The sequence below is a fragment of the Stenotrophomonas sp. genome, from assembly GCF_050737575.1.
Lineage (GTDB): Bacteria > Pseudomonadota > Gammaproteobacteria > Xanthomonadales > Xanthomonadaceae > Stenotrophomonas.
This window is the reverse complement of record NZ_JBOHXW010000003.1, coordinates 314,398-329,489: the sequence shown is the minus strand read 5'-3', so window position 1 is coordinate 329,489 and position 15,092 is coordinate 314,398. Positions and strand designations below refer to the sequence as shown.

The 15,092-nt window shown below is 64.5% G+C and carries 11 protein-coding genes; 6 read left to right on the top strand and 5 right to left on the bottom strand.

The window, feature by feature from the left end:
• Window positions 1–42: 42 nt before the first annotated feature.
• Window positions 43–1,332, top strand: a complete 1,290-nt coding sequence (gene glyA, locus ACREP4_RS07595) for a serine hydroxymethyltransferase (protein ID WP_431595570.1) — start codon at window positions 43–45, stop codon at window positions 1,330–1,332.
• A gap of 61 nt (window positions 1,333–1,393) precedes the next feature.
• Here the strand turns inward: glyA and ACREP4_RS07590 are convergent, their stop codons facing one another.
• Window positions 1,394–2,251 carry a class I SAM-dependent methyltransferase gene (locus ACREP4_RS07590; RefSeq protein WP_431595569.1) on the bottom strand — a complete coding sequence of 286 codons (858 nt, stop codon included), beginning with the start codon at window positions 2,249–2,251 and terminating at the stop codon, window positions 1,394–1,396.
• Window positions 2,252–2,436: 185 nt separating this feature from the next.
• Here ACREP4_RS07590 and ACREP4_RS07585 point away from each other — a divergent pair, with 185 nt between their 5' ends.
• Both ACREP4_RS07585 and ACREP4_RS07580 read left to right on the top strand, forming a co-directional pair.
• Window positions 2,437–3,396 (top strand): aldo/keto reductase, encoded by a 960-nt coding sequence (locus ACREP4_RS07585; RefSeq protein WP_431595568.1) that lies wholly within the window; start codon window positions 2,437–2,439, stop codon window positions 3,394–3,396.
• Window positions 3,397–3,478: 82 nt separating this feature from the next.
• Window positions 3,479–3,766 (top strand): hypothetical protein, encoded by a 288-nt coding sequence (locus ACREP4_RS07580; protein WP_431595567.1) that lies wholly within the window; start codon window positions 3,479–3,481, stop codon window positions 3,764–3,766.
• 487 nt (window positions 3,767–4,253) lie between these two features.
• Here the strand turns inward: ACREP4_RS07580 and ACREP4_RS07575 are convergent, their stop codons facing one another.
• Window positions 4,254–5,156 carry a LysR substrate-binding domain-containing protein gene (locus ACREP4_RS07575; RefSeq protein ID WP_431595566.1) on the bottom strand — a complete coding sequence of 301 codons (903 nt, stop codon included), beginning with the start codon at window positions 5,154–5,156 and terminating at the stop codon, window positions 4,254–4,256.
• Window positions 5,157–5,281: 125 nt separating this feature from the next.
• Between ACREP4_RS07575 and ACREP4_RS07570 the strand changes: the two genes are divergently transcribed.
• Both ACREP4_RS07570 and dkgB read left to right on the top strand, forming a co-directional pair.
• On the top strand, window positions 5,282–6,496 hold the full coding sequence (locus ACREP4_RS07570; protein WP_431595565.1) for an MFS transporter: 1,215 nt from the start codon (window positions 5,282–5,284) through the stop codon (window positions 6,494–6,496).
• Window positions 6,497–6,563: 67 nt separating this feature from the next.
• A complete protein-coding gene (gene dkgB, locus ACREP4_RS07565; RefSeq protein ID WP_431595564.1) occupies window positions 6,564–7,367 on the top strand; it encodes a 2,5-didehydrogluconate reductase DkgB in 804 nt (267 codons plus the stop codon).
• Between the two features lie 217 nt (window positions 7,368–7,584).
• Here the strand turns inward: dkgB and ACREP4_RS07560 are convergent, their stop codons facing one another.
• From ACREP4_RS07560 to mgtE, 3 genes are all read right to left on the bottom strand, one after another.
• Window positions 7,585–8,319 (bottom strand): alpha/beta fold hydrolase, encoded by a 735-nt coding sequence (locus ACREP4_RS07560; protein WP_431595563.1) that lies wholly within the window; start codon window positions 8,317–8,319, stop codon window positions 7,585–7,587.
• Window positions 8,320–8,482: 163 nt separating this feature from the next.
• Complete coding sequence (locus ACREP4_RS07555; protein ID WP_431595562.1) at window positions 8,483–11,188, bottom strand: bifunctional acetate--CoA ligase family protein/GNAT family N-acetyltransferase; 2,706 nt, start codon at window positions 11,186–11,188, stop codon at window positions 8,483–8,485.
• 412 nt (window positions 11,189–11,600) lie between these two features.
• Window positions 11,601–12,971, bottom strand: a complete 1,371-nt coding sequence (gene mgtE / locus ACREP4_RS07550; RefSeq protein ID WP_431595561.1) for a magnesium transporter — start codon at window positions 12,969–12,971, stop codon at window positions 11,601–11,603.
• Window positions 12,972–13,294: 323 nt separating this feature from the next.
• Between mgtE and ACREP4_RS07545 the strand changes: the two genes are divergently transcribed.
• The gene (locus tag ACREP4_RS07545; protein WP_431595560.1) at window positions 13,295–15,091 is read left to right on the top strand and encodes a monovalent cation:proton antiporter-2 (CPA2) family protein; all 1,797 of its coding nucleotides are present in this window, start codon (window positions 13,295–13,297) and stop codon (window positions 15,089–15,091) included.
• Window position 15,092 lies beyond the last annotated feature (1 nt).

Below are 15,092 nucleotides of genomic sequence, written 5' to 3'. Positions count from 1 at the left end.
ACTTTCCGTCACCTGCCGGCGCATGACGCCAAAGGAACCCCCGTGTACGACCCCAACCTCACGCTGGAACGCTTCGACCCCCGGCTTGCCAAGGCCATCGATGACGAGCGACAGCGCCAGGAAGACCACGTCGAGCTGATCGCCTCGGAGAACTACGCCAGCCCGCTGGTGATGGCCATCCAGGATTCGGTGTTCACCAACAAGTACGCCGAAGGCTATCCCGGCCGGCGCTTCTACAGTGGCTGCGAGAACGTGGACGTGGCCGAGCGTCTGGCCATTGATCGCGCCAAGCAGTTGTTCAACTGCGACTACGCCAATGTGCAGCCGCATTCCGGCGCGCAGGCCAATGCGGCGGTGTTCCTGGCACTGACCTCGCCCGGCGATACGGTGATGGGCATGAACCTGGCGCACGGGGGTCATCTCACTCACGGCAACCCGGCCAATTTTTCCGGACTGCATTACCGCATCGTGCCGTATGGCTTGGACCCGGCCACCGGGCGGGTCGACTACGAGGCGATGGAACGCATCGCACTGGAGACGCGGCCGAAGATCCTGATCGGCGGCTTCTCCGCGTATTCGCGCCACAAGGACTGGGCCCGCATGCGTGCCATCGCCGACAAGGTGGGCGCGCTGTTCTGGGTGGACATGGCGCATGTGGCCGGTTTGGTCGCCACGGGCCTGTATCCGGATCCACTGCCGCATGCGCATGTGGTCACCACTACCACGCACAAGACACTGCGCGGCCCGCGCGGTGGCCTGATCCTGTCACGCGGCCAGGACGAAGCCTTCCACCGCAAGCTGGACTCGGGCGTGTTCCCGGGCATCCAGGGCGGGCCGCTGATGCACGTCGTCGCGGCCAAGGCGGTGGCATTGAAGGAGGCGTTGTTGCCGGGCTTCAAGGACTACCAGCAACAGGTGCTGCGCAATGCGCGGGCGATGGCGGCGGTGATCCAGGCCTGCGGCTTCCACATCGTCTCCGGTGGCACCGACAACCATCTGATGTTGATCGACCTGTCATCGCGGCCCTACACCGGCAAACAGGCCGATCACGCGTTGGCGCTGGCGCACATCACTACCAACAAGAACTCCGTGCCGAACGACCCGCGCTCGCCGTTTGTCACCTCGGGCATCCGCCTTGGCACGCCGGCAGTCACCACACGCGGCTTCGGCGTACTGGAATGCGAGCTGCTGGCGCACTGGGTGTGCGATGTGCTCGAAGCGCTGGAGCAGGACGAGGACGTACAACGGCGCGTGCGCGAGCGCGTGGCCGGCCAGGTCACCGCATTGTGCCGACAACATCCGGTCTATCGGCGCACGCCCGCTACTGGCTGAAACAACAGCGGGAGGCGCATCCAGCCGCCTCCCGCATCATCACTTCCTGCTTGCTGATGCGTCAGGGCTTCACAAACCGCAGCGTCATCCGGTCGCTCTCGCCGATGGCCTTGTACTTGGCGGCGTCGGCAGCGTCATGGCTGTTGGAGGGCGGCAGCGTCCACACGCCCTTGGGGTGATCCTTGGTGTCGCGCGGGTTGGCGTTGACTTCGCTGCTGGCATCGAGCGTGAAGCCGGCCGCTTCGGCCATCGCAATCACCTGCGCCTGTCCCACATAGCCGCTCTTGTCATCGGCCGGCACGTCGGCCTTGGCACGGTGCTCGACCACACCCAGCACGCCGCCCGGCTTGAGCACGTCGAAGAATGCGCGGAACAGGCCTTCGGCCTGGCCATTGGCGCGCCAGTTGTGCACGTTGCGGAAAGTCAGCACCACATCGGCCGAGCCCGGCTTGCCAAGCACTGGCGCAGCCGGGTCGTAGGCCACTTCGGTGGCTCGGTCGAACTGTGCGGGTGCCTCGGCGAACTTCTTGGCCAAGCCATCGCGCGAACGCTGCTGGTAATCGCGACCACCGCCAGCAGGCAATGCAGCCGGATCGACCACCGCTGCCACGTACTGACCGCCCTCGCGCAGATACGGCGCCAGAATTTCCGCATACCAACCGCCGCCCGGGGTGATCTCGACCACCGTCTGCTGCGGCTGCAGGCCGAAGAACGCCAGCGTCTGCGCGGGATGACGGTATTCGTCGCGCGCGACGTTGGCCGGCGTGCGCGTGCTGGCCGCGACGGCCGCCTGCAACGCGGGCGACACCTGGATGTCGGTTACGGCAACTGCACTGTCCTTGGACATCGCAGGCAGGCTCGACATCAACGTGCCCATACCCAGCAGACAGGCGCACAGCAACGGGACTGGCTTGTTCATCACGGACTCCGACTTTGGTGTGGCGCGAGCCTAGCACGCGTTGAATCGCTGGCAATGCGCCGCGAATGTTTACATTGCGTTAGTGCGATGACGCAATGCAGAACGCTGTTTTCGTCACCGCTGCCATCGAACCGGAACGATCTGCGTCTATGCTGCGAAGCTTGGAAAAAAACAGGGACACGCACATGACCCAGCTCCGTGAACTTGGTCGCTCCGGCCTGCAGGCCAGCCCCATCGCTTTCGGCGGAAACGTCTTTGGCTGGAGTGCTGATGAGAAAACCTCCTTCGCCCTGCTCGATGCCTTTGTCGATGCCGGTTTCAATCTGATCGACACCGCCGATGTCTACCCGGCGTGGGTGCCGGGCAACCACGGTGGCGAATCGGAAACCATCATCGGCCGCTGGCTCACGCACAGCGGTAAACGCGACAAGGTGTTGATCGCGACCAAGGTCGCCAAATGGGCCGAGCACCCGGGTCTGTCCGCTGACAACATCAATGAAGCCGTCGAGGATTCGCTGCGCCGGCTGCAGACCGATGTGATCGACCTGTACCAGGCGCATGAAGACGATGAGTCGGTGCCGCTGGAAGAAACCCTCGGCGCGTTCGCGCGCTTGATCGACGCCGGCAAGGTGCGCGCCATCGGCGCCTCCAACTACAGTGCCGCGCGGCTGCGCGATGCGTTGAAGGTATCGGCGGACTATCACCTGCCGCGTTACGAAACACTGCAGCCGGAATACAACCTCTACGACCGCGCCGGCTACGAAGCCGAACTGGAACCGCTGGTGCGCGAGCATGCGCTGGGCGTGATCAGTTACTACTCGCTGGCCAGTGGCTTTCTCACCGGCAAGTACCGCAACGCCGACGACGCCAGCAAGAGCAGCGCACGCGGCGCGAAAGTGGTGGAGCGCTACGTCAATCCACGCGGCCTGCGCATCCTCACCGCGTTGGACGATCTGGCTGCCAAGCACCGGGCCACACCCGCACAGGTGGCCTTGGCCTGGTTGATCGCCCGCCCCGGTATCACCGCACCCATCGTCAGTGCCACCAGCGTCGAGCAATTGCACGATGTATTGGCAGCGGCGCAGGTCGAACTGTCGGCGCAGGAAGTCGCACAGCTGGATCAGGCCAGCGCCGAACAAAACTGAATACGGCAGCGATTGGACGCCAGGGATGGCGCGCCGTAGCATCCGTCGAACAGGGGGGTAGACCGCGAATGGAGTCCTACCCATGAAGACCGCATCCGCAGCCCAACGCGCCATCAATCGTGACGCCGAGCTTGCCTATTGGCGCAGCGTCCACGCGATTGGTCGGCTCGGCCAACACGACTTCGACCAGTACCAGCGCCTGCTGGAAATAGGCTACGACGTTTACCAAGCGTATCCCCGCGCCAACGAAGAACAGCTCTACCGCGTACTGCAGGACAGCTACCACCGTCACCAACCATCACTGGCCGTGCCGTGGGATGAAGCCCGTTGGCTGGTGCGGCATGCCTGGCATCACGCGCAGACGCATTGAGTGGGTGTGGTGTGCTGAGTGGGTGTGGTGCTGAGTGTTTGCAGTGCGGATGCACGCGGATGCGTTGGTGTTTTGATCGCAGTTCTTAGCGCGGCAGTGTGGCATGTGGTGGTGACTACGCTTGCCGCCCTTGCTTGGCTTGCTTGGCTTGCTTGGCTTGGCTTGGCTTGGCTTGGCTTGGCTTGCTTGGCTTGCTTGGCTTGCTTGGCTTGCTTGGCTTGCTTCGCTTGCTTCGCTTGCTTCCCTTCTCCCGCACGCGGGAGAAGGTGCCCCGTAGGGGCGGATGAGGGGATCTTTGGCTTTTTTCTTTTGGCTTGTCGCTTTGCGAATGGCTTCGGAAAGTTCAGTGCTCGATCATCAATACCTACTTCGATCTCCCCTCTCCCCAACCCCTCTCCCGCAAGGGGAGAGGGGCTTCAAAGCGAAACAGCTTCGCCGCACTCACCGCACTCAGCGCACTCAGCGCGTCTCATCGCGCTCACCGCCCTCATCGCGCAAACGATGCGTTCGCCAGTGCCTGCGCCAGGTAATCCAGGAACGAGGTTATCCGTGCCGATACCGCGGTGTTGCGGTAGTACACGGCGTGGATCGGTTGGCGTACTTCCACGGTCTGCTTGGGCAGCACTTCCAGCAGCGTGCCGGCTTCGCGGTCGCGTTCGGTCATGAAGTCGGACAGGCAGACGATGCCTGCGCCTTCCAGCGCCAACCGGCGCAGTGTTTCACCGCTGGACACGGCCAGCACCGGACGCACATGCAGCAACGTGCCGTCCTCCTCGCGCAACGGCCAATGGTTCAACGAATCCGGTTCGTTGAAGCCCAGCAAGGCATGCTCGCGCAGCCGCGCCAGGTTTTTCGGCGTGCCGTGCTGTTGCAGATACGCCGGGCTGGCGAGTACGCGCAGGCGGCTGTGTGCCAACGGCCGCGCGTGCAAGGTGGAATCCGCCAGTGGCCCGATGCGGATCGCCACGTCGGTGCGGCGTTCGAGCAGGTCGATGTAGCGCTCGCTGCTGTTGAGTTCCAGCGCGACCTCCGGGTACCGCGCGCGGTAGCCCGCCACCAAGGGCGCAACGACGTGCAGCATGAACGGCATCGCCGCATCCACGCGCAGGCGGCCGGACGGGCGTTCACGGCGTGCGGCGATCTGCGCTTCGGCCGCTTCCACCGAGGCGACGATGGCACGCGATTGCGCCAGGAACGCCTCGCCTTCTTCGGTCAGGTGCAGGCGGCGGGTGGTGCGGGTCAGCAAGGTGGTGCCCAGCTTTTCCTCCAGCCGCGCCAATGCCCGGCTGACGCCGGACGTGGTCTGCTGCAGTTGCTCGGCCGCGGCGGTGATGGAACCGGCGTCGATCACCGCGATGAAGGCCTGCATTTCGTCGAGCGTGGTTTTCATGGGCGTGCCTGCCGGGAGACGGGCCATTATTGACTGAAAATCAACAGTCATTGGCGTGAAGACGGCTTTTTCAGCAAGAGTCGGGCACTCAGACTTCGCAGCCTCGTCCCTTCCCGGAAACGCCCATGTCCCGTGGCATCCCCCTTGCTCTGTTGGCGCTGACGCTGGGTGCGTTCGCCATCGGCACCACCGAGTTCGTCATCGTCGGGCTGATCCCGACCATTGCCGCCGACCTCCACGTCAGCCTGCCATCGGCCGGCCTGTTGGTCTCCCTGTATGCGCTGGGCGTGGCGGTTGGCGCGCCGGTGCTCACCGCGCTCACCGGCCGGGTACCGCGCAAGGCGCTGCTGGTCGCGCTGATGGTGCTGTTCACCGTTGGCAACCTGATCGCGTGGATGTCGCCCGGCTACGGCTCGCTGATCGTGGCACGGGTGCTGACCGGGCTGGCGCATGGCGTGTTCTTCTCCATCGGCTCGATCATCGCCACTTCGGTGGTGCCGAAGGAAAAAGCCGCCAGCGCGATCGCCATCATGTTCACCGGCCTGACCGTGGCACTGGTCACCGGCGTGCCGCTGGGCACCTTCATCGGCCAACACCTGGGCTGGCGCGCGACCTTCCTGGCCGTGGCCGCGTTGGGTGTGATCGCACTGATCGGCAGCCTGTTGTTTGTACCGCGCAACCTGCCGCGCAGCGCGCCGGCCACGTTCGGACAGCAGTTCGCGGTGTTGGCGCAGCCGCGTTTGTTGCTGGTCTATGCGATCACTGCATTGGGCTACGGCGGCACCTTTCTGTCCTTCACCTATCTGGCCTCGATCCTGCAGGACGTGACCGGCTTCTCCGCCAATGCGGTGAGCCTGGTGCTGTTGGTATACGGCGTGTCGGTGGCCATCGGCAATTTGTGGGGCGGCCGCCTGGCGGATCGTCTCGGCCCGATTGCCGCACTCAAGCGCATCTTCGCGCTGCTGGCGCTGGTGTTGTTCGTGCTCACCTTCACCGCCTACAACACCTGGCTGGTGCTGCTGACGGTGCTGGCGCTGGGCGCGGTCGCGTTCGGCAACGTGCCGGGTTTGCAGGTGTATGTGGTCAAGCAGGCGCAGCGCTTCGTGCCGCAGGCGGCCGATGTGGCCTCGGGCCTGAACATCGCCGCGTTCAATGTCGGCATCGCGCTGGGTGCATCGCTCGGTGGGCTGGTGGTTGACCATATCGGCCTGATGCATACGCCGTGGATGGGCGCGCTGGTCGTGGTCGCTGCGTATGCACTGACCGTGCTCAGCGGCCGCCTGGATCGCCGCGACGGTGCGGATGCGCGTGCTGACGGCATTGCCGTTGCCGCGCACTGATCGCTTACTACTTTCTATTCGCGATGCACGGCGTGACCGTGCATCGCCTGCTCACTGGAGAAATGCAATGACTGTTCCGTCCATCGGCCTTGGCACCTATCGCCTGAAAGGCCAGGTACTTACCGACTCCGTACACAACGCACTGGACCTAGGCTATCGCGCCTTCGACACCGCGCAGATCTACGACAACGAGGCCGATCTCGGCAATGCACTGGCGGGCAGCGACGTGCCGCGCGAGGCGCTGTTTCTGACCACCAAGATCTGGATCGAAAACTTCCATCACGACGATCTGCTGACCAGCCTGCGCGAAAGCCTGCGCAAGCTGCACACCGATCATGTTGATCTGGCACTGATCCATTGGCCGTCGCCGAACGATGCCGTGCCGATGCGCGAGTTCCTCGGCGCTCTGGCAGAAGCCAAGGCACAGGGCCTGACCAAGGCGATTGGCGTTTCCAACTTCACCATCGCGCTGACGCGCCAGGCCATTGACCTTCTCGGCGCCGACGCGATTGCCACCAACCAGATTGAAGTGCACCCGTACCTGCAGAACCGCGCGTTGATCGCCTACCTGCGTGAGCAAGGCATCCACGTCACCGCGTTCATGAGCCTGGCCTACGGCGCGGTGTTGAAGGATCCGGTGATCGAAGCGATCGCACACAAGCATCAGGCAACGACCGCACAGGTGGCGCTGGCGTGGGCATTGCAGCAGGGCTACTCGGTGATTCCGTCATCGACGCGCCGCGAGAACCTGGCGAGCAATCTGAAAGCGGCCGAGCTGCGTTTGGATGAAGCGGATATGGCACAGATCGCGACGTTGGATCGGGGCGAGCGCGTGGCCAATCCGGAAGGCATTGCGCCGGCTTGGGATTAAGAGGAGTCAAAGCCCCTCTCCCGTATACGGGGTGAGAGGAGCAGGCTGCGAACCACTGGTTCGCTGCTCCTCGAACGCCCTTGCGCCAGCGCAAGGGCCGGGGCGCGGAGCGGGGGTTGGGGTGAGGGGAAGCTTCTAGCAAGCAAAAGCTCAAAAGGCGCCCCTCATCCGCCCCTACGGGGCACCTTCTCCCGTAAACGGGAGAAGGGATGTTCCTTCACGGATTTCTACCAACTGCCAACCACTCCCGCATGGCAGCGCTCACTTCCAACGGCTTTTCCAGCGGTGCCAAGTGCCCGCACTGCGGAATCACCACCAACGTGGCCTGCGGCATCAACGCGGCCATCTGCTCGCTCACCGCCAGCGGTGTGATCGCATCGTTGCGGCCACAGATCACCACGGTTGGCTTGCGCCACGCGCGCAGCACGTCGCTGCCGTCAATGCGTTCGATGCGGCTCTGGCGCAGGAATACTTCAGCGCCCAAGCGCGCGGTCATACCTCGCACGGTATCCACCAGTGCGTGATCGTCCAGGCGTGAGGCATCGATGTAGCTGCGCATCAGCTTGTCGCCGAAGCCGTGAAATGTGCCGGGCAGGCGCACGCTGTTCTGCTGCGCCAACCGTTGCGCCGCGCGCTCGGGCGAATCGGGTTTGAACGAGGTGTCCAGTAACGCCAATCGTGTGACGCGCTCCGGTGCGATGCGCAGGATCTCCTGCGCGATATAACCGCCGAGCGAGAAACCGGCCAAGGCGAACTGGTCCGGCGCATGCGACAGCACGGCTTCGGCGGTGGCACGCAGCGAGTCGTGCAACGTCAGATCACCGACCTGGCAGTCGGCGATGTCGGCCAGGGCGTCCAACTGCGCGCGCCACAGCGTGGCGTCGTTCAACAGACCGGGGAGCAGCAGCAGCGGGGTTTTTCCGGGCTGATTCCCGGGCGAGGTGATTTCCATGGCGGTAGTTTGAACCCACCGGGCCCGGCGGGCAGCGTCATGGTTGGAACGTTGTGGGGAATGCGCAGGTTGTTGCTATGGCGAACCGCACCCCTCCCTTCGCCACCGGCAAGGGAAGGGCTGGGGAGGGGCTGCTTCCAAGCACGCAGAACCCTGTTCCGCGCTACGTCCCGCTCTCGGTCACCGGCAACGTGACATTCATCAGCGTCGAATCGTCCGGGTCGGACTTCACCTTGAAGCCCAGGCTCTGGCACATGGCCAGCATGGTGGTGTTCTCGCGCAGCACCTGGCCTTCCACCATGTTCAAGCCCTGCCAGCGCGCGTACTCGATCATGATCTGCATCAGCTTCCAGCCGATGCCGTGGCCCTTGAGGTCGGAGCGGATCAGGATGCCGTATTCGCCCCGGTTGTAATCCGCATCGGCGTGCAGGCGCACGGCGCCGAGCATGTCGCCGCTCTTCGGGTCGATGGCGACCAGTGCGATGGAACGCGCGTAATCCAGTTGGGTAAGCCGCGCGATGAACTCGTGGCTGAAGTGCTTCACCGACTGGAAGAAACGCAGCCGCAGGTCGTCATCGGTGACACGCGCGAAGAATGCGCGGAACAAGGCATCGTCCTCGGGCCGCACCGGGCGGATGAACACCTTGCTGCCATCGGACAGCGGGATGCTCCGCTCCCACTCGGTGGGATACGGGAAGATCGCAAAACGCGGGTGGCCGCGGCCCTTGTGCAGGCGTTTCACCGGGGTGATCGCGATGCGTGCATCGAGTGCGATCACGCCATTGCGATCGGCCAGCAGCGGATTGAGATCGAGCGTGCGGATCTCCGGGATATCCGCCGCCAGCTGCGCCAGTTTGACCAGCACCAGCGCCACCGCGCGCTCATCGGCGGCCGGCACATCGCCATACGCCTTGAGAATGCGCGACACGCGGGTGCGGCCGATCACTTCGTGCGCAAGCCGCAGGTCCAGCGGCGGCAGCGCCAGGGTTTTATCGTCGATCACTTCCACCGCCGTGCCGCCACGGCCGAACACCACCACCGGGCCGAACACCGGATCGTCGGCGATGCCGGCGATCAGCTCGCGCGCCTTCGGCCGCTGCAGGCTGGATTGCACCATCACCCCTTCGATACGCGCCTGCGGGCGCAGCTCACGCGCGCGCTTGAGGATGGACGTGGCCGCCGCTTGCACCGCCGGCAGCGTGCTCAGGTTCAAACGCACGCCGTCCACTTCGGACTTGTGCGGAATGTCGGGCGAGAAAATCTTCACCGCCACGCTCTTGCCCTTTTCCAGCAGCGGCTGCGCCAGGTCCATCGCCTCGTGCGCATCGCGCGCCAGCATCACTTCCAGCGAAGGAATGCCGTAGGCCTGCAGCAGTGCATGGGTGGCGACCGGATCGAGCCATTGCTGATTATTGGCCAGCGCCGCGTCCACCAAGGCACGCGCGGCGGCGACATCGACGACGAAATCGGCAGGCAGGCTCGGCGGGGTTTCCATCAGCGCCGCCTGCGCTTCGCGGTACTTCACCAGATGCTGGAAACCACGCACCGCATCGGCTTCGCTGGGATAGGTCGGCACGCGCGCGGTGTTGAGTGTGGCGGTGGCGCGATCGTCATTGCCCAGCCACACCGCAAATACCGGCTTGTCGCGCAACTGGCGCGAGCGCAGTCCCAAGGTGTTGGTCAGCGCCTGTGCGGCATCGGCCGACGAGGTGAATGCAGTCGGCACGTTGATCACCAACACCGCATCGTTGGCATCGTCGGACAACAAGGCTTCAATGGCCGACGCATAACGCCCGCCATCGGCATCGACCACGATGTCCACCGGGTTGTCGCGCGACCAGCCTTCCGGCAGCACTTTGTCCAACTGCGCGACGGTGGCGGGCGACAGATCCGCCAGCGAACCGCCCAAGGCCTGCAGCTGATCCACCGCCAAGCGGCCAACGCCACCGCCGTTGCTGAGAATGGCCAGGCGTCGGCCCGGGAACGTGCCCAGCCGGCCCAGCGTTTCAGCGGCGGTGAACAACTCGTCCAATGCATTCACGCGCAGCAGGCCAGCGCGATTGAATGCCGCGCCGTAAACCGCATCGGACGCGGCCAAGGCCTGCGAATGCGTGCTGATGCCGTCGTCATTGGGTTTTGGCTGGCGGCCGGATTTGACCACCACCACCGGCTTGGCACGCGCCGCCGCACGCGCGGCGGACATGAATTTGCGCGCGTCACTGATCTGATCGACGTACAGCAGGATGGCACGGGTGCGGTAGTCGGAAGCGAAGTAATCGAGCAGGTCACCGAAATCCACGTCCAGCGCATCGCCCAGCGAGACCACGCCGGAGAAGCCAATCGAGCGCGCCACGCCCCATTCCACCAGCGCGGCGGCAATGGCACTGGATTCGGAGATCAACGCAAGATCCCCAGCCTGCGGCGTATGCGCGGCGATGCTGGCGTTGAGCCGCGCATGCGGCGCGATCACACCCAAACAGTGCGGGCCAAGCACTCGCATGCCCTTGGGCCGCGCGGCGGCTTCCACTTGTGCGGCGAGTGAACCCGGGCCTTTACCCAAACCGGCGGTCAGCAGGATGGCTGCGGCCACGCCGAGCTCAGCTGCCTGCGCCACCACCTGCGGCACCATCGTCGCGGGCGCGGTGATGACCACCAGGTCCGGTATCCACGGCAGATCCTTGAGCTTCTTGACCGTGCGCATGCCGTCGATTTCGGCGTGACGCGGGTTGACCCAGCCAATCTGTCCGGCAAAACCGCCTGCACGCAGGTTGCGTATCACTGCGCGCCCGGCGGAACGTTCGCGCGGGCTGCCGCCGATGACGGCAACCGAACGGGGGCGGAACACGGTCTGCAGGTGATAAGTGCTCATGACGACGCCAGTTGCGGGAACGTGGTCAAAGGTACACGGCTGGATGGACGTTGGGCTTGCTTTGGATCAAGTCTGGGGAGTGCGGGTGGGTTGTGAGGAGTGAAGCGTTGCGCAGGGCAAGCGAGAGAGCAGGGCCAAAAGCGCCCTCACCCCTACCCCTCTCCCGCCAGCGGGAGAGGGGAGAGCTTGAGCAACCGCTACAAACACCACCACCTACAACAGCAACGGCAGCAGGTGCTCTTGCTCTTGCTCTTGCTTGCGCTCTTGCTCTTGCTCGTGCTCTTGCTCGTGCTCTTGCTCGTGCTCTTGCTCGTGCTCTAACTCCTCTCCCGTTTACGGGAGAGGATGCCGAAGGCAGGTGAGGGCAAAGCGGCGCAGCCGTGCCGTTGTTCTGGCACTGCCGCCATCCGGGTTACAGCAACGTCCCACCCAGAATCATCGCGGCGATGCTGAAGTAGATGACCAATCCCGTCACATCCACCAAGGTCGCCACAAACGGCGCCGAGGCACTGGCCGGGTCGAAGCCCAGGCGCTTGAGGATGAAGGGCAGCATCGAGCCGGACAGCGATCCAAACGTGACGATGCCGACCAACGCCGCGCCGATGGTGAGCGCCAGCAGTACCCAGTGCTCGCCGTAATCATGCAGGCCACCCAGTTGCCACACGGTGATGCGAACGATGGCCAGCGTGCCGAGAATGCCGCCCAGCACCACGCCGGTCGGCAATTCGCGCAGGGCCACGCGCCACCAGTCACGCAGGCGCAGTTCGCGCAGCGCCAGCGAGCGGATCAACAACGACGTCGCCTGCGAGCCGGAGTTGCCGCCGGAGCTCATGATCAACGGAATGAACAAGGTCAGCACCACCGCGCGCGCAAGTTCGTCCTCGTAGTGCTGCATGGCGCTTGCGGTGAGCATTTCGCCGAGAAACAGCACGCTCAGCCAGCCGGCACGCTTGCGCAGCATCTCGAAGAAGCCGATCTGCATGTACGGCTTGTCCAGCGCTTCCACGCCGCCGAACTTGTGTACGTCCTCGGTGGATTCGTCGATGAGCGCATCAAGGATGTCATCCACGGTAACGATGCCCAGCATCTGCTGCTGCGCGTCCACCACCGGGATAGCCAGCAAGTCGTGGCGACGGATCAGCTGCGCCACTTCTTCCTGATCCAGTTGCGGATCAACGGTGACCGGCGGGTTGATCTGCGCCACGTCGAGGATGGAATCGGCCGGCGCGCCGGTGATCAAGCGCCGCATCGTCACCACCTGCTGCAGCCGGCGCGTCTGCGGGTCGAGCACGTAGATGGCGTAGACCGTTTCGCGGGTGCGCTCCACTTCGCGGATGTGCTGCAGCGTCTGCGCCACGGTCCAATCCGCCGGCACGCCGACGAACTCGGTGGTCATCAAAGCGCCTGCAGTGCGCGGCGGGTAACTCAGCAGCAGCTGGATGGACTGGCGCGCTTCCGGCGCCAGCAGCGGAATCAGCCGCGCGCGCTCGTCGGCATCCAGCTCGTGGACGATGTCGGTGGCCCGGTCATCGGCCATCAAGCCGAGCAACGCCGCAGCACGGGCCGGTGCCAGCGCCGCCACCAGCTCACCGGCGCGCTGCAGCTCAGGGGCTTCCAGCAGTTTGACCGCACGCGGCAACGGCAACGCCGCCAGCGTGTCAGCCGCCTTCGGCAGCGCCAGGGTATTGAGGTATTCCACCGCATCGGCGGTGTTGAAATCGGCAAGAGGGGCGCTCAGGGTGGCCGCATCGACCACCGGGCGCAGGAGCTGCTTCTGGTTCATGTTGATTCGCCTGTTTGCGTTGCGACCACGCAACACCTGCACTGACGAACCAGCCCACTCAGGCGTTCATCACCGCTGGCGTCGATCGAGGTCGACTTCTACTGTCGCTTGACATGGGTTGGACTCCGGGAAGGTGCTGCGGCAGAACCGGCAGCGGCGCGAGTCTGGCCCTGTTGGTCAGCCCGGTCAACCCGCGCAGGCAACATGGCGACGGGCGATTGGGCCGTCATTTCGCTTTCGTTGACAGCCCAGCCCGCATAATGGCGCGGGCCGGTCTCACAGTGACGCTGGCGCATCTGCACAGCCCCACGGAGCACGGTTTCATGCATAGCGGCGGTCTCGAACTGGCCTTGGTCCTGCTGCTGGCGGCGGTGATTGCCGTGCCGGTGTTCAAGCGTTTCGGGCTGGGCGCGGTGCTCGGCTACCTGGCCGCCGGCGTGGTGCTGGGCCCGCATGTGCTGGGCTTTGTGCAGGATGCCGACCGCATCCTCAACGCTGCCGAAATCGGCGTGGTGATGCTGTTGTTCCTGATTGGATTGGAGCTGTCGCCGTCACGCTTGATGGTGATGCGCAGGCCGGTATTTGGCGGCGGCAGTGTGCAGGTATTGCTCACCGCCAGCGTGCTCGGCGGGCTGCTGCTGATGCATCACTTTCACTGGAAAAGTGCGTTGGTGGTCGGCACCGCGTTGGCCTTGTCGTCCACGGCGGTGGGCCTGCAACTGCTGTCCGAACACAAGGCATTGAACAGCGATTACGGGCGCTTTGGTTTTGCGATTCTGCTGTTCCAGGATTTGATCGCCATTCCGTTGCTGGCGGCCATTCCGCTGCTGGGCGGCGTGCGCAACGAAACCCTTACCTGGCAGGACGCCGGCATCGCACTGGGTGTGCTTGCGCTGGTGATCGTGCTCGGCCGCCCGGTGCTGCGCCGCTTGTTTGCAATCGTGGCGCGCACGCGCATGCCCGAAGTGTTCACCGCCACCGCGTTGTTGGTGGTGCTGGGCACGGCGTGGATCATGACCGAAGCCGGCCTCAGCGCCAGCCTCGGCGCCTTCGTGGCCGGTGTGCTGTTGGCCGATTCCGAATTCCGCCACGAGATCGAATCGCAGATCGAGCCGTTCAAAGGCCTGCTGCTGGGCTTGTTCTTCATCGCGGTGGGCATGGGCATCGACCTCGCGCGCATGGCCGCCGAACCCTTGTTGATCGCCGGCGGCGTCGCCGTGCTGCTGTTGGTGAAATTCTCCATCCTTCTCGCCCTGGGCCTGGCCGCACGCATGACCTTGCGCAGTGCGCTGATGCTGGGCAGCGTGTTGTGGCTGGGCGGCGAGTTCGCATTCGTGGTGTTCAACGAAGCGCAGCGCGCGAACCTGCTCGGCCGCATCAACCACGACCGCTTGGTGGCCATCGTCAGCCTGTCGATGGCGATCACCCCGTTGTTGATGATCGCCCTGCAGCGGCTGTTGCAGCTGCGCAAACCCGACGCCCCTCCAGAACACGCGCCGGATGCCGCACTGAAAGAGGCCGGTGCGCAGCGGCCACAGGTGTTGATCGCCGGCATGGGTCGCTTTGGTCAGATCATTGCGCGTTTGCTGACCGCACAGCGCATTCCCTTCGTCGCACTGGAAGCCGACCCGGACACCGTGGAAGACCTGCGCCGCTTCGGCAACCAGCTGTATTACGGCGATCCCACCCGCCCGGATCTGCTGCGCTCGGCCGGTGCCGAGCACATCCGTGTGTTCGTGATGGCGATGGACGATGCGGAAACCAACCTGCGCGCGGTGCGTCTGGTACGCCGCATGTATCCCGGCGCAACCGTGCTGGCCCGCGCCCGCAACCGCCAGCACGCCTGGAAGCTGTTGGACATGTCGGCAGAACCGTTCCGCGAAGTCTTCGGTTCCAGCCTGGAAACCAGCGAGCGCGTGTTGACCGCGCTGGGCATTCCCGCCGACATCGCACGCGACCACGTACAACGCTTCCGCGAACACGACGAACAACTACTCAAAGCCCAACACCTGGTCTACGACGACGAAGCCGCCGTGATGCAGACCTCACGCGATGCGCGTGCGGACCTGATGCATTTGTTTGAAGCGGACGCCAGCGACAGCAAGCCCGCCGAGAAATAAG